We start from the raw sequence: 24,108 nt of genomic DNA on the forward strand, positions 1-24,108 counted from the left end.
CCACCCCCCAGGCCATGCATTCGACAGGAGGAGAAAGTCATGCCAACTCCGGAGGCCGGGCGCCCCATTGCGGGGCCACCAAGAAGGTAATGGGGGGTGGCCGTCAGTTGCGCCGCCCACGTGAGGCGCTGGCCAGTTGGACTCGTACTTCGGCTTCGCGGCGCCGATCGCCAGTTTCCCGAAAGAGGGCAGCAGCGGTGGAAAGGGCCTTAACGGCTTCGTTGAACCTGTGTACCTGACACAGGCTGAGCCCGACATTCTTCCAAGCGATGCCTTCGCCGTGGCGGTCGCCCAGCTCCCGGCAAAGTGCCGCATCCTGGGCGCCGACGTCAGCAGCCTCGTCGAATCTGCCGTGTTCGACGAGGGCTTGGCCGAGTAAATTCAGCGTAGAGGCGGCACTGTGGCGGTCGCCGGTTTCCCTGAAGAGGCTGGCAGCGGCAGTGAGCGGCGTGACTGCCTTGTCGAAGCTCTTCTTATGAAGCAGCAGTTGCCCGAAATTGGCTAGCGCCTTGGCCTCGCATTCAGGGAATCCCATTTCCTTGGAGAGGCGAGCAGCACTGAGGACGGCGTCGGCGGCCTCGTCGACCTTCCGCATCTGGATCAATGCGGCCCCGAGATTGTTCAGAGACTCTGCCTCTCCGTGGACGTCACCGTGTTCACGGAAGAGGGCAAGGGCATCAGCGTGAGCCTTGACTGCCTCCCTGAGCTTTTGCGCGCCGGCCAGCGCCAGTCCGAGGTTGACCAACGTTACGCCCTCTGCGTGGCGGTCGCCTATCTCCCTCCAGTAAGCGACGGCCTCGGTCAAGTAACCGACGGCCTGCTTGGGCGCGCCCATATTGATCTGGACGGGCCCTAAGATTCCCAGTACCCGGGCCCCGCCCAGACTGTCTCCTACCTCTCCGAACAGAGCTGCAGCGTCGGTGAGGACGTTGACGGCATCTACGAAGTTCTCCAGGAATGCCAGAGCCTGGCCGAGATTAGTCAACGTTATGGCTTCTACGTGGCGGTCTCCGGTCTCACGGCACATATCCAGCACCGCTGTGAAGACGTCGACAGCTTCTTTGAACCTGCCTGCACGGATGAGGGCGCGCCCTAGACCATCGAGCGCTGCCCTCTCGTTGTGGCGGTCTCCGGCCTCACGGCAGATGCCGACGGCGGCAGTACTGAGGTTGAGCCAGTCGTTGGTGTGGCGGCGCAGGTCGAAGAACGTACCAAGAGCGAGTACAAGTCCTGTCGCGGCGGCGTGATGCGCAGGGGCGGCCGTGGCGGCGGCGACAAGGTTGCTCTGTTCGGCCTCCAGCCACTCCAGAGCCTGACCGCGGTCGGTGAAGTCGTCCGGGAGGGCCCAGCCTGGCGTCGTCTGCAGGTGAGTGTCGGCGGCCTGAGCGGTAGTGAGGTAGTGGTCGAGCAGGCGCGCCACCGCCGCATCCCGGCCGTCGTACGCGGCATGCTCGCGCCCGCGCTCGTCCGCGAAGAGCCGTACCAGGTCGTGCATGGACCAGCGTTCGCCGTCCGCAGGCTCCTGGTCGGTCCCACCCTGCGCCCTCTGCTCGACCACGTGGGCCCGGGCCAGCCCGGCCAGGAGCCGCCGGGCGGGCGCCGGGCCTTGGTCGAACAGCTTGGCCGCCGACGCGGTGGACACGTCCACCCCGGGAGCCGCGCTCAGCAGCCTGAACGCGCGTCGCGCATCCGGCGTGAGGTGCCGGTACGACAGCTCGAAGGAGGCCCGCACGGCTAGCGGCCGCCCGTCCGACTCCGCGCTGTCGTACTCCAGCGCGTCCAGTCGCGTTCGTTCGTCTGCCAGTTCCCTGGCTTGGGCCGCCAGCGGCCGGCCCGGCTCGTCCCGTAGCAGTGCGCCGATGATCCGCAGGGCAAGCGGCAGGAAGCCGCACAGCTGCACGATTTCCAGTGCCGCTTCGGGCTGGGTGGTGACGCGGTCGTCGTCTATGCCGCCGGCGCCCAGGGTCCGGTCCAGCAGCGCTACGGCGTCCGCGGCGCTCAGCGGCTTGAGCTCGATCCGGCGCGTGGGCATCGCCGAGAGCCGGTGCCGCGAGGTGATGAGGGCCCGGTGGGGCGTGCCCGGCAGCAATGCCTCGGCCTGCGCGGGGTCGCGCACGTTGTCCAGGACCATCAGCAGCGGCCGGTCCTGTGCCCCGAGCTCCGCCAGCTTCTGCCGCCAGGCGTCGATCTTCCCGTCGGGCGTGGGCGGCAGGTCCCTGCTCTTCACTCCCACGGCACGCAGCATCCGGTCGGCCGTCTCGGCGGCGCCAATGGGTTCGTCACCGTACCCGCGCAGGTCCGCGAAGAGGGTCCCACCCGGGAACCAGCCCCGTGCCCGGGCCTGATGGGCCGCGTGCAAGGCCAGCGCCGTCTTGCCGACGCCGCCCATTCCGGAAACGGCTGACACCACGATGGCCGCCGCCTCGTCCCGCTCACCGTCGCCGTCTGACGGCTGCAACCACCGCACAACGTGGTCGATCTCGTCGGTCCGGCCGGTGAACCCTGCCGGGGCCGGAGGAAGCGTCATCGGGGCGGGCGCCGGCACGTGATCGGCCGCGGCACTCAAAGGACGCCCGCCGCGCGCCTTGCGCTCCGCCCGTGCCCGGCCCACCAGCGCCTCCCAGTACTGCGGGGGCCGCGGGGCGTAGTCCGACCCGGCCTTCTGCGCCTCGCCCTGCAGGTGGCGTACGAGGGCCAGGAAGTAGCGGGTGTACGCGCCGGCGCTTGGCACGGCCGGGCCCTTCAGCCACCCGGCGACGGACGAAATGGAGACGGTGACGGGCGGCAGCTGCTTCGCGCCCAGGCTTGCCATGCTGGCCAATGTCGGCGAGCCCGCCGCCTCGTGCAGCGCGTTCAGCTCCGCCCGTAACCGCTCCGCGTGCCCCATCGCCGGCCTTTCACCACGTACGGCTTGCAAGGTTCGCGATCGTCGGAAAAGTCCTCGAACCCAAGGCTGACCAGCCTAGACGTCCTCGCGCGGGACGTTGACCCGATCGATGGAAACCCCTTGTAAACGGCCTCCTTGGCCTTCCGCCGGCGGCAGCCCGCTGCTGGCTGATCCCGCAGGAGACCGCTATGTCCGACGTACCCGTGCCCTTCGAACCCGAGGCCGAACCGGGCGCCCGCCCGGCGCGTGTACTGATCGTTGTCGTACCGGCGGGGGCCGTCCCCGCTGGCTCGACCGTCGTACTCGCCCTGCCCGTCGAGGCGTTGCCGGACGGGGCGGCGACGCGGGCGACGGCGAGGGCGGCCCTGCCGACTCCTCCGCTCCACCGCCCGTCCGTTTCCGAACGGCGCTTCACGCGCAGGCTCCGCGAGTGGAACCTCGCCTGGTGGTCCGCCGTGGCCGCAGCCGCGCTCGAGGTACCGGTGGGCCACGTGCTGGCCTACTACCTCCACCAGCACGGGCTCATCTCGCCGCTGGAGTACTGGTTCCCACTCGACTGATCGCTTTCCGGCACGCGTGCAGCGGCCCCGTCACGCGAAGGGGCCGCTGCACGCGTGCCGGAAAGCAGCTCGACCTGCACCTGAGGTAGCTCCTGCCCGGGCTGCGGCCGCGGCGGTCCCGGCCTGTGGCTCGCCGGTCACGCGCACGCGGCCCTGATCGGCATCGACTTCTTCCCGGTCACCATCCCCCAGGCCCGTCACCGGGCCACGTCGCTCCCCGTCGAAGTGGCCTTCGCCGTGGCCGACGTCGCTGGCCTTCCGCTGGCCGATCAATGTGCGGACAGGGCTGTGACGTTGGACGCCCTGCAGTACGCGCCGCCGCCCGCCAGGCACTGCGCAGCCTCACGCCCGGCGGCCGCCTGGTCCTGGGTCAGGTCAGGTGGGTCAGGGTGGCAGCCGTTCAGGAGTCGGTGTCGCGGACGCCTTCGTCTTTGTGGAGGCGATGGTCCAGGCGGATGGCGCCCAGGTGGCGGGCTTCGTAGACAAGGGAGCGCCTGGTGGCCGCGGCGGAGGTGTCGCGGGGGCCGTAGGAGTTCCATAGGAGTCGCCGGTGCCACGGCCCAGGAGGCGTCCGTCTCGGCCGCCGCGGCGAGGTGTCAGCTTCGCAGCCGACACCGAGCGCGCCGTGAAGGCTTTCCAGGGCCGCAAGGGCATCGCCCGGGACGGCAAAGTCGGCCTGAACACCTGGTAACACCTCCGCACGCCGGGCGCCAGACCGGGGAAAGCGGGCTGTGTGACATCCCGTGGTGCGCCACGAGGCGCCATGAAATCGATTGAGGGCGAAAGAACCTCACCGCCGGTCAGTCGCAGCTGACCGGTGAAGCTGGGGGGGCCGAAGCGCGGAAACGCGCACAACGGTGAGAGCAGCCCTGACAACGTACGGGATGGGGCGGCACTGGCAGACAGCCCGGGTTCGGCTAGGAGCGAGAGAAGGTGTACGCGAGGAACCACTGTCCGAAGCGCCGTGGGCCCGCCCGGCATCACATGCCCACCGCCCCCGGGCCCGCCAGGCAGCGGTGGCGGTGGCATGTGGGGAAGGTTCGGTGCCGGCACTGGAACCCCGCCCTCCCCGCGCTCCTACTCGCCGGTGTCGCGGGAGAGCAGGTGCAGGGCACGCAGCGAGGCCTCCAGGGCGAAGCGGTGGTCGGGGTCGGCGAGTCGATCGCCCAGGAGGGAGTCCAGATTGCGCAGGCGGTAACGGACGGTCTGGGCGTGTACCCCCAGCAGCTTGCCGACCTGTTCCGCCGGCGCTCGCGTGGAGACGTGTACGCGCAGGGTCTCCACGAGCCGGTCGCGGCGGCTGGCCGGAAGACCGTCGATCGGGGCCAGCTCCCCGGCCGCGATGTGGGACACGAGAGCTGGGTCCGACAGCAGCCACAGCGTCACCAGGTGGTCTTCGCAGCGGACCACGGGAGCGTCGGCCACCACTCCCTCGTCGATCAGGTGGAGCACGCGGCGCGCCCAGCGGATGGAGTCGGCCGCCTGCGCCAGGGGTACGGTCAGTCCCACCACGGCGTGGGAGCCCGCCAGGGTGGCTTCGAGCATGGTCAGGCGTTCCGGGGTGAGGCTTCCGGGCACCAGGAGGTGCGGCTGCGGGACGTCCAGGTCGAAGAGGACGTCGTCGGCCAGCCCCGCCTCCAGGTGTTCGGGTACCGAGGGGCGCAGGGCGACCATGGTGACGTCGGTGGGCAGGTGCCAGGCGGCGGCCTCGCAGAGCCCGGTGAGCGTCTGGGGCAGCGGGGGAGCGGCGAGGATGAGGTGGAGCAGCCGTCTGCGCCGCGCCGGTACCTCGGAGAAGGCGCGCGACTGCACTTCGACGTAGCCCTCGCGAGAGATCCGCTCCAGTTCCTCGACGTAGGCGAAGAGCGTGTCGGCGAAGGCGAGGATCAGGGCGGGGGAGAGCTGGTACTGCTGGCCCATGGCTTTGGCGCGGCGCAGGGCGATGCGGGCGCCGAGCCGGTACGCCCCCTGGAGCGTGTCGAGTTCGCGGCCCTCGTAGGCTTCCACGCGGCCGAACTTGCGCAGCAGTTCGTCGCGGAGCGCCGCGTTCTTGCCGGGTTCGGCGACGCGGTCCACGAAGGCGTACAGGGCCTGCTCGACGCCCTGCCGGATGGCGGCGGCGTTGGGGCCGTTGAGCAGCCGCCCGTACACGGGGTAGGCCCTGGTGACCTCGGCGCCGATCTCCTTCAAGAGACCGGGTAACTCGGGTCTCATGAATGCGGCGAACTCCTTTGGAAGGGGTTCGAGCGGTTCACCGACTTCAGTCGGTCGCGTGGTTGAAGGCATGAGTGCCGTCCCTTGCTCTCCGGTGCCCACGGTGCATCGGTCGTGTGTCCCGGACCTTCACGGGAGGGACACACGACCGGACGTGAGGTACGCGTGTCTTGGCAGTTGAAGCTAAGACAAGTTCGGTGGGACGTACACAGTTCGTGCCCAGTTCGGTGCCGTGGGATGTGACAACGCTGCCGGGACGGCTGAGAATCACCGTCGCGCGGCCATTAGTCGACGGCGGAGTGCCAGTTCTGCGCGAGGCGCTTGCCCGCGTCGGGGGCGAAGGTGCCGGGGGCGTTCAGGCCGGCGAGGTGGGTCTGGGTGTTGTTGAGCGTCAGGCTGTTGTTCCCGGCGGCGGAGGGCAGCCCCGTCTTGGCGTTGACCGCCGCGTCGATCAGGCCGAACAGGCCCAGCCCGCAACCGCTGGCGCCGGGCACGGCGAAGGTGCTGTCGTTCTGCGTGGCCCCGGTGAGGTTGATGCGGCTCATCTCGCCGTCCTCGGCGACCGTTCCGTCACCCTGGAAGAACGACATGCCGAACTCGGGGAACTGCCGGTTCTCCGGGCGCAGCACGATGGGGTTGGCCGCGGTGCCGATGTAGCACTTGCTGCCGAGGAACGGGTTCTCCAGGTGGATGCGGACCGGTATGGCCACGATCGGCTGGTCGGTGAGGATGCCGGCGGTCTGGTCGAAGGCGTAGGGGGTGCCGACCGACTCCACCGTCGCCGTGATCTTGTTGAGGGTGCTGTTGCTGAGCTGCTCGCAGATGGCCGTGATCGCGGGGACGTTGCTCGGGCACATCAGCCCCAGCAGTCCGCCGGGGACGGTCGCGGACTCGGCGACGAGGGCGCCGCCGGCAGGGGCCACCACCGAGCTGGTGCCGTCGGAGTTCTGGACGACCCCGATCTGGAGGTTGGTCCGGCCCGTGGTCACGGTGGTCTTGCCCAGCTTGATGGAGCCGCTCGGCGAGGTGGACACCACGCACTGCGGGGTGCGGGCCAGGCCGTCGGCGGCCAGCATCGCCGGGGCGTCCACGGGACAGCGGGTGAAGGGCGCCCACTCGCCGTTCGGTACGGCCGCCGCCGCGGTGGCGGTGCCCATGGAGGCGAACGCGCCGAGGGCGGTACCGAGGGCGGTGGCGGTGGTGGCGACTCTGGCGCCGAGGGAGAACCGCATCATGTGGCCTTCCGGGTCGGGGGAGGGAGAGGGAGAAGGAGGGGATCAGCGTTCGGCTACGGGGATCTTCTTGGGCTGGCCGTCCTCGGTGCACTCGTCCGGGTTGAGCACGTCGGCCGAGACGAAGCAGGCCTGCCCCTGGATCATCTTCACGTAGTTGCCGGGACCGGAGACCGAGGCCGTGAGCAGGCGGTCGAGGTTCTCGCCGTCGGCGGTGCCGCAGCCCGTGAAGGCCGGGATGCTGACCTCGCCGGTCAGCGGGCCGCCGGACAGCAGCAGGTAGCCGGTGGCGGTCTCGCCGGTGGTCTGTTCGCCCCGGCCGTGCAGGACCAGGTGGTCACCGGGGTACTTCTCCGGCTCCGGGTCCGGGGAGGCGAGGGACGTCCTGGTCCGGCACGTGGTCCCTACGTCCAGCGGAGTGCCGTTGACCTTCAGGGACGTCACCCGGAGCACGACCGGTGTCCGGACGTAGGTGTCTGTGCTGGTGAACAGGAAGTCGGTGGTGCCGTGCGAGTCGATGGTGATCGGACCCGTCTGCTCCAGCACCATCGTGGCGGTGGTCGGGGTGAAGTCGAAGGTCAGGAAGGTCGCTTCGAAGGGCGGCGTCTGTTTGCGCTGCTGGTACCACAGGTCGGCGGTGGAGTGCTGGGTGATGGTGGCCCCGCTGAAGTCGGGGAAGAACTCGAACTGGGGCTCGCCCTGGGTGATGAGCGTGCAGAACGGCGGGATCATCGCGGCGCCGTCGAGCTTGTTCACGTTGGCGTAGCCGGTGATGTAGGCGTTCAGCGACATCGGCCCGGCCGGGTACTTCTGGTCGTACTTGCAGATCGGTGCCGGGCGGTCGCCGACGGCACCGCCCGGCGCGGGCTCCCCGACTTTCGGGGCGCGCTCGCCCTGCCGGTCCGCCAGGTCCTCCTCCGGCACCTGTCCGGGCTGACCCGGCGTGCCGGAGGCGGAGGGTGCCCCGGACGGCGAGTCGCTCGGGGCCTGCGTGCCGCCGCCTTCCTCGTCGGTGCCGACCTGTACCCCGGCCAGTCGGCCCCCGTCCGGGGCGTCCTTGGCGAGCGTGCAGTCCACGGTCACCGCGCCGGGGTCGGTGGCGCCGCCGTCCGCGGTGGTCAGGGTCAGGTCCAGCGCGAAGCCGCCCGCGGTCATGGTCAGTTCGCCCGAGCCCTGTCCGGTCATGGAGGGGACGTCCCCCGTCGCGGTCAGCTTCAGTGGGCCGGTCGCGGGCAGGGCCGTGGGCTGCGTGTCGCCGCGCCAGGTCGCTTCGGCGGTGGCCTCGCCTTGGGTGACGCCGACCACGAGCCGGGTCGCCGCCCGTACGTCGGCCGCACCCAGCGCCGCGAGGTCCGCCACCGCCGGCTGCGGCAGCTCGACGGTCGTGCTCACCTCCGCCGGTTCGATCGGCTCACCGGCCGCCACCCGCTCCGGGAGGCCCGCCGATACGCGTACCGTCGCGGACTGCTCCCCGGAGGGGAACAGGCACACGTACGGCAGCTCGGCGTCGATCTCCTGCGTACCGGCCGCCCCGGACGCCATGGGCACGGTGGCGGCCAGCACGACGAACGTGGCGATCACCGCGCTCCGGGCGCGGCTGCGGGCCGTCCCTCGGACGGCGGTGCGGGGGCCTGTCATCTGTCACTCCGCTCGGGTCGTTCCACGGTCCGGGTGGTCCGCGCGCCCGGCCGGGGTCACCGGCCGGGCGGCGGCGAGCCGTGCCCCGCTTACGGGTTGGTCCCGACGATCTTCGGGATGGTGCTGGTGCCCGCGACCTTGACCGCGTAGTTGCCCTTGAAGGTGGGCTTGGTGGCGGTGGTGACCACGGTGCCGCAGCCGGAGGCGGAGGTGACGGACAGGTCGCCGCTGACGCTGGCGACCGCGAGGATGCCGCTGGAGTTGGTGTAGGTGGCGGTGGCCTTGCCCTGCACGTTGAACACGCAGGCGCCGGCGGTCACCTTCGCCTTGACGTTGCCGATGTAGCCCTTGGTCACGCCGGTGGAGGCGGTGTAGTCCTGGGCGACGACGGTCCAGGGAGTGGTCGCGATCGTCGTGACGTTGCCCAGGACACTGGTGCACGGTGAGGTGCTGGTGCCGAAGTTGATGGCGTTGATGGTGGCCACCGTCGCGGGGTTGCCGGTCGCGCTGGCCATCGTGCCCGAGGCGCTGGACGTCGTACACGTCATCGGGATGTTGGCGGTCAGCACGATGTTCCCGCTGTTGGTCGCCGCGAAGCTGGCCGGTGACGGGGTGACCGTCCAGACCGTGGAGGGGACGGCCGAGGCGGGGGCGACGGCCATGCCGAAGGCGGCGGCGCCCGCGCCCGCCACGACGGCGATTCTTGTCAGATGTTTCTTCATGAGGTGAGGGCTCCCTTGTGAATTGACCGGCAGAAGGGGATCGCGCCCGTGACCGTGGGTGGAAGAACGGGCGGTCCGCGGCTCGTTAAATATCGACCGCGAGCCATGACGTTACTTGCGGGAAACTTAGGCGAACAATGGCGTCGGCCATGATTCTTTGAAGAAGTGAAAATCCCTGTTCCTCAGGTGAGCAGTCTGAAGTCCGGCTTTATTCACCCGGTGCTAAGGGCGGCGTCCCCGCCGGGTCGGCGCCGGGCCGCGCGGGAGGGTCCGAATTATGCACCCCGGCCCCCGTTCGGGTCCGCATTGCTCACCGAGTGCCAAGGAAAGGTCCCGTATTTGTCGCCGCGCTGACAAAGTCGCGGTGGTCGAACCCGAATCCTTCGGGAAACTCGGATCCTTCTCTTGCCTCCTCAGGTTACTCGGCCGTAGCGTGCCGAATGCGGCGCTGATCTCCTGGTGGGTGCCCCCCATGCCGAGGAGGCGCGACGGATGACTTCCGGCCTTGCCCTCCTTCAAGTCGGACATCCGTCGGCAGGGCCGTGTGGCTCCCCACCCCCCGGGGAGCCATGCGGCTCTGCCCCGCACCGGCAGACAAAGTCCGCGACGGGGTTTGTCTGCGCGGTGACAAAGAACGAAGAGGGCGGCGGAGCCCGGCGCCCCGCCTGTTGTCAGGGAACCGTGCACCGGCTTAACGTGCGCTCCGCGGTGCACACGACCTCACCCTCTTTGGAGGTGATATGGGAATCGAAGTGGTGGTCGAGGGTCTCACCAAGTCATTCGGCAGGCAGAAGATCTGGCAGGACGTGAGTCTCACTCTGCCGGCCGGAGAAGTAAGCGTCATGCTCGGTCCGTCCGGCACCGGAAAGACCGTGTTTCTCAAGTCGCTCATCGGACTGCTGAAACCGGAGCGCGGCCGTGTGCTCATAGACGGCGTTGACATGGTGAACAGTCCTGAGCGAGATATTTACGAGACCCGGAAAAGATTCGGCCTCATGTTCCAGGACGGCGCCCTCTTCGGTTCCATGTCCCTCTTCGACAACATCGCCTTTCCGCTGCGCGAGCACACCCGGAAGAAGGAGTCCGAGATCCGCCGCATCGTCATGGAGCGGATCGAGGTCGTCGGGCTGCTCGGCGCCGAGGGCAAACTGCCGGGGGAGATCAGCGGCGGCATGCGCAAGCGGGCCGGCCTCGCCCGCGCGCTCGTGCTCGACCCGCAGATCATCCTGTGCGACGAACCCGACTCCGGGCTCGACCCCGTCCGCACCGCCTACCTCTCCCAGTTGCTGATCGACCTGAACGCGCAGATCGACGCGACGATGCTGATCGTCACCCACAACCTCGACATCGCCGCCACGGTCCCCGACAACATGGGCATGCTCTTCCGGCGCGAACTGGTCACCTTCGGCCCGCGTGAGGTGCTCCTCACCAGCGAGGAACCGGTCGTGGCGCAGTTCCTGGCCGGCCGCCGCGAGGGCCCGATCGGGATGTCGGAGGAGAAGGACGCCGCCACTCTCGCCGCTGAGGCCGCGGTACTGGGGGGCGCGGACGCCGACCGACCGCGGGAGATCATCCCGCAGCTGGAGCCGTCCCCCGGGCTCCCGCCGCGCCGCGCCGTCGCCCGGCGCCGGGAGCGGGTCCTGGGCATGCTCGACCGGCTGCCGTCCGGCGCCCGCGCCGCCATCGAGCGCACGTACGCCGTCGGCGGTGCACCCGGTGCACCCGGCACCACCGCCGCGACGCTCCCGATGCCGGCCACCGGGAGCGGCGCATGATCACCGGCGCCCTGCGCCAGACCGGCCGGCTCTTCGCGCTCGCCGCCGAGGTGGCCCGCGCGATCTTCCGACGCCCTTTCCAGTTCCGGGAGTTCGTCGAGCAGTTCTGGTTCATCGCCAGTGTCACGATCCTGCCCGCGGCGCTGGTCTCGATCCCGTTCGGTGCCGTCATCGCCCTCCAGGTCGGCTCGCTCACCCAGCAGCTCGGCGCCCAGTCCTTCACCGGCGGCGCCAGCGTGCTGGCCGTCGTGCAGCAGGCCAGTCCGCTCATCGTCGCCCTGCTCATCGCGGGCGCGGCCGGCTCCGCGATCTGCGCCGATCTCGGCTCGCGCACCATCCGCGAGGAACTGGACGCCATGGAGGTCATGGGCGTCTCACCCGTGCAGCGCCTGGTGGTGCCCCGCGTCCTGGCCACCATGGGCGTCGCGGTCCTTCTCAACGGCCTGGTCTCCGTGGTCGGCATCCTCGGCGGCTATGCCTTCAACGTCTTCCTCCAGGACGGCACCCCCGGTGCCTACCTCTCCAGTTTCTCCGCCCTCGCCCAGCTGCCCGACCTCTACGTCAGCGAACTCAAGGCGCTGGTCTTCGGATTCATCGCCGGCGTCGTCGCCGCCTACCGGGGTCTCAACCCGGGCGGCGGCCCCAAGGGCGTCGGCGACGCCGTCAACCAGTCCGTCGTCATCACCTTCCTGCTGCTCTTCTTCGTCAACATGGTGATGACGGGCGTCTACCTCCAGCTCGTACCGCCGAAGGGAGGCTGAGGTCCGTGGCCTCCCCGCTCGTCTGGCTCGACCGCTCCGGCGACCAACTCCTGTTCTACGTACGTTCCCTGCTCTGGATCCCGCGCACCCTGCGCCGGTACCTCAAAGAGGTGCAGCGCCTGCTCGCCGAAGTCGCCTTCGGTACGGGTGGCCTCGGGGTCATCGGCGGCACCGTCGGCGTGATGATCGCGATGACCCTGTTCACCGGGACCGTCGTCGGACTCCAGGGGTACGCGGCCCTCGACCAGATCGGCACCGCCGCCTTCACCGGATTCGTCTCCGCGTACTTCAACACCCGCGAGATCGCCCCGCTCGTCGCCGGACTCGCCCTCTCCGCGACCGTCGGCGCCGGCTTCACCGCCCAGCTCGGCGCCATGCGCATCAACGAGGAGGTCGACGCCCTCGAAGGCATGGGCATCCGCTCCCTGCCCTACCTGGTCACCACCCGCATCATCGCCGGCGTCGTCGCCATCATCCCCCTCTACGCGATCGGGCTGCTCTTCTCCTACCTGGCCTCCCGCTACGTCACGGTCCTCTTCAACGGCCAGTCCCGGGGCACCTACGACCACTACTTCAACCTGTTCCTGTCACCCACGGACGTGCTGCTCTCCGTCCTGAAGGTGCTGATCTTCAGCGTCATGGTGATCGTCGCCCACTGCTACTACGGCTACCGCGCCTCCGGCGGTCCGGCCGGCGTCGGCGTCGCCGTCGGCCGGTCGGTGCGCAACGCGATCGTGCTGATCAGCGTCACCGACTTCTTCCTGTCGCTGGCCCTGTGGGGCGCCACCACGACCGTGAAGGTGGCGGGGTGACATGACCGCAGTGCACGCGGCCCGAGGCGCGACCGTGCGCCGCCGGCTTGCCGGAGTGGTCTTCCTGGTGGTCCCCGCCCTGCTGGTGTGGCTCGCGGTCGCCGTCTACGACAAGCGGTTCACCGACTCCGCCCCCGTGGTCGTGGAGACCGGCAGCGTCGGCAACGAGATGCACCGGGGCGCCGAGGTGAAGCTGCGCGGCGTCGTCGTCGGAGAGGTCCGCGAGATCGAACCGACCCACGACGGCGCCCGGCTCACCCTCGCCCTGCGGCCCGGCGCCCTCGGCGACATACCGGCCGACGTACGCGCCCAGATGCTGCCGACCACCCTGTTCGGCGAACGCTTCGTCGCCCTCGTCCCGCCCGCGTCGCCCTCCTCGCGCCCACTGGCCGCCGGTGCCGTCATCCCGCAGGACCGCTCCGCGAACGCCGTCGAACTCCAGCAGGTGCTGGACAACGTGCTGCCCCTGCTCACCGCCGTCCAGCCGCAGAAGCTCTCCGCCACCCTCTCCGCCGTCTCCCAGGCCCTGGAGGGACGCGGCGACCGGCTCGGCGAGACCCTCACCCTCCTCGACTCCCACCTGCGCGAGTTCAACCCCCACCTGCCCACCCTCAACCGCGACCTGAAGCAGCTCGTGAAGGTCAGCCATGTCTACGCCGACGCCGCCCCGGACCTCCTCACCGCCCTCACCGATTTCACCACCACCAGCGGCACCCTGGCCGAGAAGGAGAGCGAGCTGGCCGGCACCCTCGGCGCCACCACCAGGACCGCCGAGGACATGACCGCGTTCCTGCGGCAGAACAAGGGCAACATCATCCGGCTCTCCGCCGCCTCCCGGCCCACCCTGGAACTGCTCGCCGAGTACTCCGCGGCCTTCCCCTGCACCCTGCGCACCCTCGCCGACTTCGTCCCCGCCATGGACAAGGCCCTCGGCAAGGGGACCGACCGCCCCGGCCTGCGCGTCGACGTCACCACCGTGCCCTCGCGCGGCGCCTACCGCCCCGGCACCGACACCCCCTCCTACGGCGCCGGCGACGGCCCCCGCTGCTACCCCGTGCCCTACCTCGGCGTCGCCGCCAGACCGGCCGTACAGGTGCCCGCGGCGGCCGGGCAGGACCTGGGGCCGGCCAACTCCCCCCAGGAGAACGACCTCGTCAACGAACTCCTCGCACCCGCCACCGGCAAGGCCCCCGCCGACCTCCCCGAGTGGAGCAGCCTCCTCGCGGGACCGGCGCTGCGCGGCACGGAGGTGACCCTGCGATGACGCCCCGGCACACCGTCGACACCCGGCGCACGGCCCACACCCGCCGCCGGCCGCTGACCGGACCGCTGCTGAAGTCCCTCGCCTTCCTGGTGGTCACCGCACTGGCCACGACCGTCCTCGGGCTGAGCGTCTCCGGCACCGGCGTCGGTGACGACAGCATCACCTACAAGGCGCTGTTCACCGACGCCACCGGAGTCACCGACGGCGACAGCGTCCGCATCTCCGGCGTCGAGGTCGGCGAGGTCACCGGTGTCCGCGTCGTCGACCGGCGCACCGCGCAGGTCACCTTCACCGTCCGCGACGACCGCACCCTGCCCGCGTCGACCACCGCCGCCGTGAAGTACCTCAACCTGGTCGGGCAGCGCTACATCGCCCTGGACCGGGGCAGCGGCGACCTCACCGGCGCCCTCGGCGCCGGCGACACCATCCCCCTCGACCGGACCGCCCCCGCGCTCGATCTGACCCTGCTCTTCAACGGCTTCAAGCCGCTCTTCGAGGGACTCTCCCCGAAGGACGTCAACGAACTCGCCGGCTCCATCGTGCAGGTCCTCCAGGGCGAGGGCGGCACCGTCGACAGCCTCATCCGGCACATCGGCTCCGTCAGCACGACGGTCGCCGCCAAGGACGAGGTCATCGGCGAGGTGGTGAAGAACCTCAACACGGTCCTGACCACCCTCAACGACCGCGAAGCCGACTTCGACGACCTCGTCGACACCCTCCAGAAGCTCGTCACCGGCTTCAACGACGACCGCAAGCCCCTGGGCAAGGCCGTCGCCGCCATGGGCGACCTGACCACCGTCACCGCCGACCTCCTCGAAGAGGGACGCGCCCCCCTGAAGAAGGACATCCGCGAACTGGGGCGGCTGTCCGGCAACCTCGGCGACGCCACCCCGCAGATCGAGGACTTCCTCGACCGGACCCCCGCCAAGCTGACCGCGCTGGGCCGCCTGTCCTCCTACGGTTCCTGGTTCAACCTCTACCTCTGCGAGGCCCGCGTGGACGGCGTCACCACCTCCACCGGCGCGAAGCCGCCCACCGGCATCGCGGTCACCGAAGCGAGGTGCGGCGCATGACCCTGCTGCAGCGGCCCGCACGCCGCGACACCCCGGCCCCCGGGCCCCACCGCTCCCGCCCGCCGCGCCTGAAACCGGTCAAGGACCGCGACCCGATCGCCGTGGCCCTGGTCGGCCTGCTCCTGCTGGCCCTGCTCACCGTCTTCGCCTACAACGCCGACCGGTTCTCCCTCACCGGCGGCGGCACCACCTACACCGCCGACTTCACCGAGGCCGCCGGGCTCGACGAGGGCGACGAGGTGCGCGTCGCCGGCGTCAAGGTCGGCGAAGTGACCGGCGTGGCCCTCGACGGCGACCGGGTGAAGATCACCTTCGAGGTGGAGGACGCCTGGATCGGCGACCGGACCACCGCCGCCATCGCCATCAAGACCCTGCTCGGCGACAAGTACCTGGCCCTCGACCCGCTCGGCACCGCGGAACAGGACCCCGGCCACCGCATCCCGCGGACCCGGACCACCTCACCGTACGACGTCACCCAGGCGTTCCAGGACCTCAGCTCCACCGTCGACGCCATCGACACCCAGCAGCTCGCCAAGAGCTTCGAAACGATCTCGGAGACCTTCGAGAACTCGCCGCCGCACGTCCGCAAGGCCGCCACCGGACTGTCCGACCTCTCGCGCACCGTCTCCAAGCGCGACGGCGAACTGTCCGAACTCCTCAAGGGCAGCGCACAGTTCACCAAGACGCTGAAGGACAAGAAGTCCAGCTTCGAAACCCTCATCGAGGACGCCGGGCCCCTGCTCGGGGAACTGAAGGACCGCCGCGACGCCATCACCGCCCTGCTGGAGGGCAGCCGCGACCTCGGCACCGAACTGACCGGACTGGTGGAGGACAACGAGAAGCAGCTCGGGCCGACGCTGAAGGCGCTCGGCCGCGTCACCACCGTCCTGGAGGAGAACAGCACCCAGCTCGACCGGACGCTCGCCCTGGTCGGCCCCTACTACCGGCTCGTCGGCAACACCCTCGGCAACGGCCGCTGGTTCGACAGCTACCTGTGCGGGGTGGTACCCCGCGACTACCTGCCCGCCCAGTCCCAGCCCAAGACGTCGTGCATGCCGCCCAAGCAGCCGGCGGCGGCCCCGGGGAGCGGTGAGTGACGTGAGCAAGCGCAGCAAACTCCTCGCGACCGCGATCGCCCTCGCCGTGGTCGCCGCCGGACTCGCCACCGTCCGCGCCCTGGACCGCACGGGCACCCGCGTCACCGCCTACTTCGACCGCGCGGTCGGCATCTACGCGGGCTCCGACCTGCGTATCCTCGGCGTCCGCGTCGGCGAGGTCGCATCGGTCCACCCCCAGGGCACCCGGGTGCGGGTCGAGCTGGCGCTGGACGACGGCGTGCGTGTGCCGAAGTCGGCGCGGGCCCTGGTGGTCGCGCCGAGCGTCGTCGCCGACCGCTATGTCCAGCTCACCCCGGCCTACCGCTCCGGCCCCGCCCTCGCCGACGGCGCCGTCCTGCCCGCCTCCCGCAATCGCACCCCGGTCGAGATCGACCAGCTCTACGCCTCGATCACCGACCTCAGCAAGGCACTCGGGCCGGACGGGGCCAACTCCTCCGGCGCCCTGTCCGATCTGCTGGAGACCGGAGCCGCCAACCTCGACGGCAACGGCGAGGCCATCGGCGAGGGTATCGAGGAGTTCGGCAAGGCCACCAAGACCCTCGACGGGTCCGGCGACGACCTGTTCGCCACCCTCAGCAGCCTCCAGACCTTCACCACGATGCTGGCGGAGAAGGACACCGACGTGCGCACCGCCCAGGAGCGGCTGGACACGGTCGTCGGCTACTTCGCCGACAACAAGGACGACCTCGCGGGCGCGCTGGAGGAACTCGGTACCGCGCTCGGCCAGGTGAAGACCTTCATCAAGGACAACCGGGGCGAGCTGAAGGAGAACGTCGAACGGCTCGTCCCGATCACCCAGACCCTGGTCCGTCAGCGCACCTCGCTGGCCGAGGCCCTGGACGTCGCACCGCTCGCCGCCGACAACCTCGTCGGCGCCTACGACCCCGACACCGGCATGATCGACGGCCGCGCCAACCTCAACGAGATCAGTATGGGCGGACCGCTGCTGCCCCTGCCGGCCACCGGCGGCTCGGCGACCTCGGGCACGGGGAAGGGGGAGCGGTGAAGCGCGTCGTGCGACGCCGGGGAAGGGCGTCCGAGCCGGCGGACGCCACGGACGCGGACCAGGTGGAGACCGCCGAGGCGGACCGCGTCGAGGTCCCGCACGGCGCCGTACGGCGGCGGGTGCTCGGTGCCGGAGCCGCCACCGGCGCCGGGATCGGCGGGCTGTTCGCCCTCGGCCTCGGTTTCTTCCTCGCCCTCGGCGCGTTCTCCGTCACCGTCCCGCGCTTCGACGGCATCGAGGACCTGCCCCTGCCGGGCGGCGCCGACCTCGGCCCGCACCCCTACACCGTCACCGCCGAACTGGACGACGCCCTCAGCCTGGTGCCGCACGCCGCGGTCAAGGTCAACGACGTCGCCGTGGGCCGGGTCACCGGCATCCGCCTCGACGGCGACACGTGGTCGGCCCGGGTCACCATGGAGATCAACGGCGACATCGAACTGCCCCGCGACGCCGGCGCCCGCCTGGAGCAGTCCAGCCTGCTCGGTGAGAAGTACGTCCAACTGGTCGCGCCCAACACGTCGTCCGCCGCGGGCACACTCGGTGACGGCGGTGTCATCCCGCTCTCCCGCACCGGCCGCAACACCGAGGTCGAGGAAGTGTTCGGCGCCCTGTCCCTGCTGCTCAACGGCGGCGGCGTCAACCAGCTCAAGACCATCACGCGGGAACTCAACAAGGCCCTCGACGGACGCGAACCCGAGGTGCGCTCCGTGCTGAAACGGGTCGAAAAACTCGTGGCGAACCTCGACGACCACCGCGGTGACATCACCGACGCCCTCGACGGCGTCAACCGGCTCGCCGCGACCCTCGCCGGCCGCGAGGACGACGTACGCACCGTCGTGACCGACCTCTCGCCCGGCCTGAAGACCCTGCACGAACAGCGCGGCTCCCTGCTGACCATGCTGCGCTCCCTGGACACGCTCTCCGGAGTCGCCGTCTCCACCGTCGAAGCGAGCAAGGACGACATGGTCGCCGACCTCAAAGCCATCGCCCCCACCCTGAAGGCCCTGGCCGACGCGGGGACCGATCTGCCCGACTCCCTCCAGGTGCTGCTCACCTACCCGTTCACCGACGAGGTACTGAACGGCGTCAAGGGCGACTACCTCAACGTGTACTTGAACATGACCGCCACACCGGGCACCCAGGTGATCCCGCCCCTGGTACCGCGGAGCACCCCCTCGCCGACCGCCACGGCGCAGAGCGAACGGGACACCGCCGCACCCCGGAAGCGGTCGGACACCGGGGCCTCGGCCTCCCCGTCGGCACCGCTGCCCCTGCCCTCCGTGCCGACACCCACCCACGAACCCGGGGACGGAGGCACACACGGATGATCACCCTCGCCGTACGCCTGAAGAACCTCGCCTTCCTCCTCGTCGCCGTCCTCGCCCTCGGCTTCCTCGGCATCCGCTATGCCGACCTCGGCAGGTACGTCGGTATCGCCGACCACTACACGGTCGAGGTCGAACTCCCGCGTACCGGAGGGCTGTTCACGCACTCCGACGTCACCTACCGGGGTGTTTCGGTGGGCCGGGTCGGCCGGATCGGCCTCACCGCCGACGGGGTGGTCGCCCAGCTGCGCATCAAGAAGTCCGCGCCTCGCATCCCGGTCGACACGCGGGCCGTGGTCGCCGGGCTCTCCGCGGTCGGCGAGCAGTACATCGACCTGCGGCCCGAGAGCGACGCCGGTCCCTACCTCGCCGACGGCAACCGGATCGAACAACCCGACACGGAGGTGCCCGCTCCCGTCACCGACGTCCTCACCAGCGTGAACGACCTCACCAGGTCCGTGCCGCTGGAGGAGCTGCGCACGGTCGTCGACGAGTTCGGCAAGGCCTTCGAGGGGCACGGTGACGACCTTCAGGTGCTGCTGGACAACGGCAGCGCCTTCATCGAGGCCGCCGACCGCAACCTGCCCGCCACCACCCGCCTGCTCACCGACGGCGAGACCGTACTGCGTACCCAGGCCGAGGAGGCGGAGGCCATCCGCAGCTTCGCCGACGGCGCCACTGAGCTGGCCCGCACCCTCAAGGGCTCCGACGCCGACCTGCGCCGGCTGCTGTCCGTCACACCCGATGCCGCCACGCAGGTCAGCGGACTGCTGCGGGACCTGGACCCCAGCCTGGGCGTGGTTCTCGCCAACCTGCTCACCACCTCCGAGGTCGCCGTCACCCGGCAGCGCGGCATCGAGGAACTCCTCGTGACGTACCCGGCGGCCGTCTCGGCCGGCGCCACCGCCGTCGACGGAGGAACGATGAAACTCGGCCTGGCCGTCACCTTCTTCCAGCCCCTGCCCTGCACCGACGGCTACGGCGGGACCCGGTACCGCACCGGCCTGGACCTCGGTACCGCACCGGCCCTCAACACCGGCGCCTCCTGCACGGCCCCGGCCGCGAGCGGGGTCAACGTACGAGGGTCCGCCAACGCGCCCCGGGGCGGCGCCGTACCCGACCCGGCCAAGCCCGGCTCCCTGCCCTCGGGCAGTACGGGCAGCACCGCTTCGCCCCCGGCCGAGTCCTCCGCAGCCCTGCCGGGCGCGCTGGCCCTGCCGGACACGGGCGGCGCGCGGGTGGCCGGTCTGCCGGGGCTGCTCGGCGCGGACGCGGAGGCGGGCCGGTGAAGCGGGGGCGCGCCCTGACGGGCGCCGGACTGGCACTGGCGCTGGCCTTCTGCGGCACCGGGGCGTGGACGTACGCCCAGGCGCGGGGTGACGACTCCCTCGCGTACGGCCGTGAACGCGACGAGGCGCTGGCCGACGGACGCGAGCGGCTCGCCGTCCTCAACACCCTCGACGCCTCGTCGCGGGAGCGGGCGCGGGACGGCATCCAGGACTGGCGCGCCGCCTCGACCGGTCCGCTACGGGACGAACTGGGCAACACCGCTCCCAAGCAGGGTGCTTCGGCGCGGGGCACGGTTACGGAGGCCGCGCTCACCTCCCTGGACACCCGCGCGGGCACCGCCAAGCTCGTCGCGACCGTACGCGTCGAGGTCACGCCCGCCGGAGCGAAGACGCCGACCACGGACCGCAAGCGACTTGAGGCGGTCCTGGCCCGCACGGGCGAGGGGGAGTGGAAGGTCAAGGCACTGAGCGCGGTACCGCTCGCGCGGACGGCGGAGGAGGACGAGAGCCGATGACACGGCTGCTGCACCTCGGACGGTCCCGGCCCTCCGCGGGCCCGGGTGACGGTACGTCCGGCGAACGGGAGGGGGACGGCGTGGGTCCCGGGCCCGGAGCCGACTCCGGCACGGGTACAGGCACCGGAGGCACCGGCACAGACAGCGGCACCGACGCCGGCGCGGAACCCGGAAGCGGTGAGCGGTCCGGTACCGACGCGGACGCGCAGCCCGGAACCGGTGAGCGGCCCGGTGCCGACGCGGACGCCGAGCCCGGCCGGGCAGCCCCGCCCAAGGCACCGCCCCGGGCCCGTGGCGACGGCCGGCGCCCGCGGGTCCCAGCCAGGCGCCTCGTCACCGCGCTGGGCGCGGCCCTGCTGGTCCTCGCCGGCTGCGGCTTCTTCTACGGCGCCCACCAGCTCCGGTCCGCCCCCTCGGCCGAGAACCACGCGCTGACCGACGCCGAGGCGACCACCCGTGTCGCCGGAGACGTCGGCAACGGCCTCGCCCGCGTCTTCTCGTACACACCGGACGGTCTGGAGGCCACGGAGCGCGCGGCGCGGTCCGTGCTCGCGGGGCGGGCGGAACGCCAGTACACGGAACTCATGGGCCGGATCCGCGCGGACCTGGCCGAGCAGCGCGTCACCCTGAGCACCCAGGCCGTACGCACCGCGGTGATCGAACTTGACGGTGACAGCGCGCGGTTGCTGGTCTTCCTCGACCAGATCTCGTCCCGAGGTAAGGCAGGCACCACCTCCGCGGCGGCCCAGCTCACGGTCACCGCGCACTGGCAGGAGGACCAGTGGCGGATCGTCGACATCAGGTCCCGCTGAGCGGGCGCGGGAAGAGGGGAGCACAGATGAAACGCGCGACCAGCGCATTGGCCCGGCTCCGGGCGCTGCCCGTCACGGCCCTGGCCCTCGCCCTCGCGCTGGTCGCGGGCGGCTTCGCCGGGTGGGCGGGCTGGGACTGGTACGACGCGACCCACGACGACACCGTCGCGTACGCCGAGCAGCGCGACGCGGCCCTCGCCGCCGGTGAACAGGCCGTCCAGAACCTCAACACCCTCGACCATCGCAGTATCGACCGGGGCCTGGACCTCTGGGAGTCCTCCACCACCGGTGAACTGAACGAACAACTGGTCTCCGGGCGGGACGAGTTCGCCACGCAGGTGAGGACCGCCAAGACCGTGACCACGGCGAAGGTGCTCTCCGGCGCACTCACCGAACTCGACGACCGGGCAGGCCGGGCCCGGGTGCTGGTCGCGCTGCGCGTGACGGTGAAGGCGCCCGGCGACGCGAGCACCGACAAGGACAGCCGCATGCTCGGCGAACTGACCCGCACCGACGGCCACTGGAAGCTCAGCGCCCTGGGCCAGGCCCCGGTGGGCGGCACGCCGGCCGGCTGACCGTCAGCAGGAGAGGACGACACCACGATGCCGACGACCCGCCACCATCTGAACAACGCACGCCGTCGCCAGGCCCGCGAGGCCCTCCGCGCCCCGGTCGCCACCGACGCCGCCCAAGAACGCGGGGTGCCGCGCGACCAGCCACCGCCCGCCCGCACCCGGCACACACCACGCGGCACAACAGCGATCACCCGGAACGCACCGTCCACGCCCGGCGAGGACACGGACCCACCGCGGAAGATGACCCCACGGCCACGCGCGCCCCGCCGCGCACTCGCGGCCCTCTGTCTGCTCACCCTCCTCCTGGGCGGCTTCGCCGGCTGGGCGCACGCCCGCGCCGAAGCCCTCCGGGACGCCCCGGCCGCCCGCAACACCGCCCTCTCCGACACCGCCCGCACCAGCGAGATCAAGGGCCAGTCCACCAAGGCCGTCGCCGCGCTCTTCTCATACGACCATGCCGACCCCGACGCCCTCGACGAGGCCGCGAAGCAATGGCTGACGGGACGCGCCGTCGCCCAGCACCGGAAGCTGTTCGGCGACATCCGCACGCAGGCCGACCAGCAGAAGGCGGTGATCACCACCACGGTCACCGACAGCGCGGTCGAGCGCATCGACGGCGACCGGGCCCGCGTCCTGGTCTACGCCGACCAGAGCAGCGTCAACACCGCGGGCGACAAGAAGGCCGAGGACGACGGCACTTACGCCGGGGCGATGCTCGCCGTCGACGTCCAGCGACGTGACGGTCGTTGGCTCGTCTCGGGCATCGACACCTTCGGCCGCTGAACCCGTACGCGCCTCACCACCAGGGAGTGACCGACCATGCCCGAACAGCGCGCCCGACGCGTACCCGCCCGGACCCGGCAGGGTCTGCGGACCACCGCCGTCGCCGTGACCGCGGTGGCTGCGCTCACCGCCTCCCAGGCCCCCGGACTCCCGCGGGAGGAGCGCGCCCGTCCGACCGCCGCCGACCACCCCGCTCCCGCCGCAGGCCTCCCGCACACCGAGCTCGCCCCGCCCGACGACGGTTCGTACCACACCGAACTACCGCCGCTGGTCTCCCCGGACGTCCCGCCGCGCCCCGCGCACGCCGCCCAGGCGCGCGCCCAGGCCGGCATCCCGGGCACCGTACTGCGCGCCTACCGCGCGGCGGAGAGGTCCGTCGGCCGGACGGATCCCGGTTGCAAGCTGCCCTGGGAACTGCTCGCGGCCATCGGCAAGGTGGAGTCCGGGCAGGCGCGCGGCGGCGCGGTCGACCGGCACGGCACCACGCTCGGCCGGATCACCGGCCCGGCACTCGACGGCAGGAACTTCGCCCTGATCCTGGACAGCGACGGCGGCGTCCACGACGGCGACACGGTGTACGACCGCGCGGTGGGGCCGATGCAGTTCCTGCCGTCGACCTGGGCCCGCTGGGGTGCGGACGGCAACGGTGACGGCCGCGGCGATCCCAACAACATCTTCGACGCGGCCCTCGCCGCCGGGCGCTACCTGTGCGCCGGGGACCGTGACCTGAGCCGGATCGCCGACCTGGACCGGGCGGTCCTCAGCTACAACCACTCACGTTCCTACCTCAACTTGGTCCGCCACTGGCTGGACTTCTACCGCACAGGCGTGCACCCCCTGCCCGACGGCAAGGGCGTCGTCCCGGAGTCGCCAGGAGCCGGCGGCGACACTCCGGCGACGGAGCCGGTCGACACGGACCGCGGCGGAGGCGACGGCAAGGGCGGTGACGCCGTCATCATCGGCCCCGGCCCCGAAACGCCCACCCCGTCCCCCTCTCCCACGCGCCCGGTGCCGCCCGCGCCGTCACCCCGGCCGTCCCCGTCCACGACGGAACCGGCCCCCGCCCCCTCACCGGACCCCTCCCCGTCCAACTCCCCGACCCCGGCCCCCTCGCCCACACCGACCCCCTCCGACCCGTCCACGCCGACCCCAGACCCGTCCACGCCGCAGAACTGCCCCTCCGACCCGGCGAGTCCCTCTCCCGACACCGGCGCGTCGCCCACCCCCGATCCGGTCGCTCCCGGGGACGAACCGACCTGCCCGGCCTGAACCAGCCCGTCTCAAACCGGCCCCGGTCCCGGATCGCCCCTGTTTCCGGAATGTTTGCTTTTGATGCCGCGTTCGCACAGGTAGGAGCGGTTGCCGCGGGATGAGTAGGCCTTGTCCGCGGCGACAGCTCCGGGTCTGGTGCGGGGACGACCGACGGGCGGGCGCACTCTCATGCTTGCGAGTACGGGGATGAACTGCGGGCTGTCGCCGGCCTGCCCGGCGGTCAGAACCAGCGCGAGGGGTCGGCATTTCCGGTCCGCGGCGAGGTGAATCTTGCTGGTGAGACCGCCCCGGGACCTGCCGAGCAGGGCTTCCTTCAGGCGGAGCCGGTGTCGGCGGCGGATGCTTCGACGTTCGACCTGTCCGTCTTGCTCCTGCGCTCCGCCCCGTTACCTTCTTCGTGGCCTCGCAAGGAGGCTCCCGGCCTTCGGCCCCGGTATGACTTGAGCCCCCAGTCGAGATGATCGAAAAGGTGGTG

At 71.1% G+C, this 24,108-nt stretch carries 21 protein-coding genes and 2 pseudogenes; 17 read left to right on the forward strand and 6 right to left on the reverse strand.

Annotated elements, in window-relative coordinates:
* Positions 1-103: 103 nt before the first annotated feature.
* On the reverse strand, positions 104-2,887 hold the full coding sequence (locus ACFYW5_RS36450; protein ID WP_389421442.1) for a tetratricopeptide repeat protein: 2,784 nt from the start codon (positions 2,885-2,887) through the stop codon (positions 104-106).
* A 188-nt stretch (positions 2,888-3,075) separates the two neighbouring features.
* On the opposite strand from ACFYW5_RS36450, the gene ACFYW5_RS36455 reads away from it, so the two are divergent.
* The 3 genes and pseudogenes from ACFYW5_RS36455 (at position 3,076) to ACFYW5_RS36465 (ending at position 4,138) form a co-directional block, all read left to right on the forward strand.
* A complete protein-coding gene (locus ACFYW5_RS36455) occupies positions 3,076-3,447 on the forward strand; it encodes a hypothetical protein (RefSeq protein WP_389421443.1) in 372 nt (123 codons plus the stop codon).
* A gap of 111 nt (positions 3,448-3,558) precedes the next feature.
* Positions 3,559-3,774: pseudogene (locus tag ACFYW5_RS36460) on the forward strand (class I SAM-dependent methyltransferase); the annotation flags it as partial.
* A 223-nt stretch (positions 3,775-3,997) separates the two neighbouring features.
* On the forward strand, positions 3,998-4,138 hold the full coding sequence (locus tag ACFYW5_RS36465) for a peptidoglycan-binding protein (protein ID WP_389421444.1): 141 nt from the start codon (positions 3,998-4,000) through the stop codon (positions 4,136-4,138).
* 386 nt (positions 4,139-4,524) lie between these two features.
* Here the strand turns inward: ACFYW5_RS36465 and ACFYW5_RS36470 are convergent, their stop codons facing one another.
* The 4 genes from ACFYW5_RS36470 to ACFYW5_RS36485 form a co-directional block, all read right to left on the reverse strand.
* Positions 4,525-5,733: a helix-turn-helix domain-containing protein gene (locus tag ACFYW5_RS36470; protein WP_389421445.1), complete on the reverse strand. Its 1,209-nt coding sequence runs from the start codon at positions 5,731-5,733 to the stop codon at positions 4,525-4,527.
* Positions 5,734-5,945: 212 nt separating this feature from the next.
* Positions 5,946-6,896 (reverse strand): hypothetical protein, encoded by a 951-nt coding sequence (locus ACFYW5_RS36475; protein ID WP_389421446.1) that lies wholly within the window; start codon positions 6,894-6,896, stop codon positions 5,946-5,948.
* A 42-nt stretch (positions 6,897-6,938) separates the two neighbouring features.
* Entirely contained in the window at positions 6,939-8,531 is a 1,593-nt protein-coding gene (locus ACFYW5_RS36480; RefSeq protein WP_389421447.1) for a DUF6801 domain-containing protein, read from the reverse strand.
* A gap of 89 nt (positions 8,532-8,620) precedes the next feature.
* Entirely contained in the window at positions 8,621-9,253 is a 633-nt protein-coding gene (locus tag ACFYW5_RS36485; RefSeq protein ID WP_389421448.1) for a hypothetical protein, read from the reverse strand.
* Positions 9,254-9,993: 740 nt separating this feature from the next.
* Between ACFYW5_RS36485 and ACFYW5_RS36490 the strand changes: the two genes are divergently transcribed.
* From ACFYW5_RS36490 to ACFYW5_RS36555, 14 genes are all read left to right on the forward strand, one after another.
* Positions 9,994-11,028 carry an ABC transporter ATP-binding protein gene (locus ACFYW5_RS36490; protein ID WP_389421449.1) on the forward strand — a complete coding sequence of 345 codons (1,035 nt, stop codon included), beginning with the start codon at positions 9,994-9,996 and terminating at the stop codon, positions 11,026-11,028.
* On the forward strand, positions 11,025-11,789 hold the full coding sequence (locus tag ACFYW5_RS36495) for an MlaE family ABC transporter permease (RefSeq protein WP_389421450.1): 765 nt from the start codon (positions 11,025-11,027) through the stop codon (positions 11,787-11,789). The genes ACFYW5_RS36490 and ACFYW5_RS36495 overlap by 4 nt, the downstream gene beginning before the upstream one ends.
* A 5-nt stretch (positions 11,790-11,794) precedes the next feature.
* Complete coding sequence (locus tag ACFYW5_RS36500) at positions 11,795-12,601, forward strand: MlaE family ABC transporter permease (RefSeq protein WP_389421451.1); 807 nt, start codon at positions 11,795-11,797, stop codon at positions 12,599-12,601.
* A gap of 1 nt (position 12,602) precedes the next feature.
* The gene (locus ACFYW5_RS36505) at positions 12,603-13,865 is read left to right on the forward strand and encodes an MCE family protein (protein WP_389421452.1); all 1,263 of its coding nucleotides are present in this window, start codon (positions 12,603-12,605) and stop codon (positions 13,863-13,865) included.
* Positions 13,862-14,938, forward strand: a complete 1,077-nt coding sequence (locus tag ACFYW5_RS36510) for an MCE family protein (RefSeq protein ID WP_389421453.1) — start codon at positions 13,862-13,864, stop codon at positions 14,936-14,938. Before ACFYW5_RS36505 ends, ACFYW5_RS36510 begins: the two co-directional genes overlap by 4 nt.
* A complete protein-coding gene (locus ACFYW5_RS36515) occupies positions 14,935-16,035 on the forward strand; it encodes an MCE family protein (RefSeq protein ID WP_389421454.1) in 1,101 nt (366 codons plus the stop codon). Before ACFYW5_RS36510 ends, ACFYW5_RS36515 begins: the two co-directional genes overlap by 4 nt.
* Before the next feature lies 1 nt (position 16,036).
* Complete coding sequence (locus ACFYW5_RS36520) at positions 16,037-17,062, forward strand: MCE family protein (protein WP_389421455.1); 1,026 nt, start codon at positions 16,037-16,039, stop codon at positions 17,060-17,062.
* A 119-nt stretch (positions 17,063-17,181) separates the two neighbouring features.
* A complete protein-coding gene (locus ACFYW5_RS36525; RefSeq protein ID WP_389421462.1) occupies positions 17,182-18,390 on the forward strand; it encodes an MCE family protein in 1,209 nt (402 codons plus the stop codon).
* Positions 18,387-19,676, forward strand: a complete 1,290-nt coding sequence (locus tag ACFYW5_RS36530) for an MCE family protein (RefSeq protein ID WP_389421456.1) — start codon at positions 18,387-18,389, stop codon at positions 19,674-19,676. Before ACFYW5_RS36525 ends, ACFYW5_RS36530 begins: the two co-directional genes overlap by 4 nt.
* Complete coding sequence (locus tag ACFYW5_RS36535) at positions 19,673-20,191, forward strand: hypothetical protein (RefSeq protein WP_389421457.1); 519 nt, start codon at positions 19,673-19,675, stop codon at positions 20,189-20,191. Before ACFYW5_RS36530 ends, ACFYW5_RS36535 begins: the two co-directional genes overlap by 4 nt.
* Positions 20,188-21,003 (forward strand): hypothetical protein, encoded by an 816-nt coding sequence (locus ACFYW5_RS36540; protein ID WP_389421458.1) that lies wholly within the window; start codon positions 20,188-20,190, stop codon positions 21,001-21,003. Before ACFYW5_RS36535 ends, ACFYW5_RS36540 begins: the two co-directional genes overlap by 4 nt.
* 26 nt (positions 21,004-21,029) lie before the next feature.
* Positions 21,030-21,578 carry a nuclear transport factor 2 family protein gene (locus ACFYW5_RS36545; RefSeq protein WP_389421459.1) on the forward strand — a complete coding sequence of 183 codons (549 nt, stop codon included), beginning with the start codon at positions 21,030-21,032 and terminating at the stop codon, positions 21,576-21,578.
* Between the two features lie 27 nt (positions 21,579-21,605).
* A complete protein-coding gene (locus ACFYW5_RS36550) occupies positions 21,606-22,361 on the forward strand; it encodes a hypothetical protein (protein ID WP_389421460.1) in 756 nt (251 codons plus the stop codon).
* Positions 22,362-22,397: 36 nt separating this feature from the next.
* Entirely contained in the window at positions 22,398-23,630 is a 1,233-nt protein-coding gene (locus tag ACFYW5_RS36555; protein WP_389421461.1) for a lytic transglycosylase domain-containing protein, read from the forward strand.
* A gap of 56 nt (positions 23,631-23,686) precedes the next feature.
* Here the strand turns inward: ACFYW5_RS36555 and ACFYW5_RS36560 are convergent.
* Positions 23,687-24,019: pseudogene (locus ACFYW5_RS36560) on the reverse strand (transposase); the annotation flags it as partial.
* Positions 24,020-24,108: the final 89 nt, after the last annotated feature.

Origin of the sequence: Streptomyces sp. NPDC002779 (genome assembly GCF_042888685.1) — a bacterium.
Lineage (GTDB): Bacteria > Actinomycetota > Actinomycetes > Streptomycetales > Streptomycetaceae > Streptomyces.

Bases quoted from the DNA above. Each gene is read 5' to 3' on its own strand.
- ACFYW5_RS36485 (WP_389421448.1), bottom strand. From the start codon at position 9,253: ATGAAGAAACATCTGACAAGAATCGCCGTCGTGGCGGGCGCGGGCGCC.
- ACFYW5_RS36510 (WP_389421453.1), top strand. From the start codon at position 13,862: ATGACGCCCCGGCACACCGTCGACACCCGGCGCACGGCCCACACCCGC.
- ACFYW5_RS36550 (WP_389421460.1), top strand. From the start codon at position 21,606: ATGCCGACGACCCGCCACCATCTGAACAACGCACGCCGTCGCCAGGCC.
- ACFYW5_RS36480 (WP_389421447.1), bottom strand. From the start codon at position 8,531: ATGACAGGCCCCCGCACCGCCGTCCGAGGGACGGCCCGCAGCCGCGCC.
- ACFYW5_RS36545 (WP_389421459.1), top strand. From the start codon at position 21,030: ATGAAACGCGCGACCAGCGCATTGGCCCGGCTCCGGGCGCTGCCCGTC.
- ACFYW5_RS36515 (WP_389421454.1), top strand. From the start codon at position 14,935: ATGACCCTGCTGCAGCGGCCCGCACGCCGCGACACCCCGGCCCCCGGG.
- ACFYW5_RS36505 (WP_389421452.1), top strand. From the start codon at position 12,603: ATGACCGCAGTGCACGCGGCCCGAGGCGCGACCGTGCGCCGCCGGCTT.
- ACFYW5_RS36450 (WP_389421442.1), bottom strand. From the start codon at position 2,887: ATGGGGCACGCGGAGCGGTTACGGGCGGAGCTGAACGCGCTGCACGAG.
- ACFYW5_RS36540 (WP_389421458.1), top strand. From the start codon at position 20,188: ATGACACGGCTGCTGCACCTCGGACGGTCCCGGCCCTCCGCGGGCCCG.
- ACFYW5_RS36470 (WP_389421445.1), bottom strand. From the start codon at position 5,733: ATGCCTTCAACCACGCGACCGACTGAAGTCGGTGAACCGCTCGAACCC.
- ACFYW5_RS36490 (WP_389421449.1), top strand. From the start codon at position 9,994: ATGGGAATCGAAGTGGTGGTCGAGGGTCTCACCAAGTCATTCGGCAGG.
- ACFYW5_RS36475 (WP_389421446.1), bottom strand. From the start codon at position 6,896: ATGATGCGGTTCTCCCTCGGCGCCAGAGTCGCCACCACCGCCACCGCC.
- ACFYW5_RS36455 (WP_389421443.1), top strand. From the start codon at position 3,076: ATGTCCGACGTACCCGTGCCCTTCGAACCCGAGGCCGAACCGGGCGCC.
- ACFYW5_RS36495 (WP_389421450.1), top strand. From the start codon at position 11,025: ATGATCACCGGCGCCCTGCGCCAGACCGGCCGGCTCTTCGCGCTCGCC.
- ACFYW5_RS36555 (WP_389421461.1), top strand. From the start codon at position 22,398: ATGCCCGAACAGCGCGCCCGACGCGTACCCGCCCGGACCCGGCAGGGT.
- ACFYW5_RS36530 (WP_389421456.1), top strand. From the start codon at position 18,387: ATGATCACCCTCGCCGTACGCCTGAAGAACCTCGCCTTCCTCCTCGTC.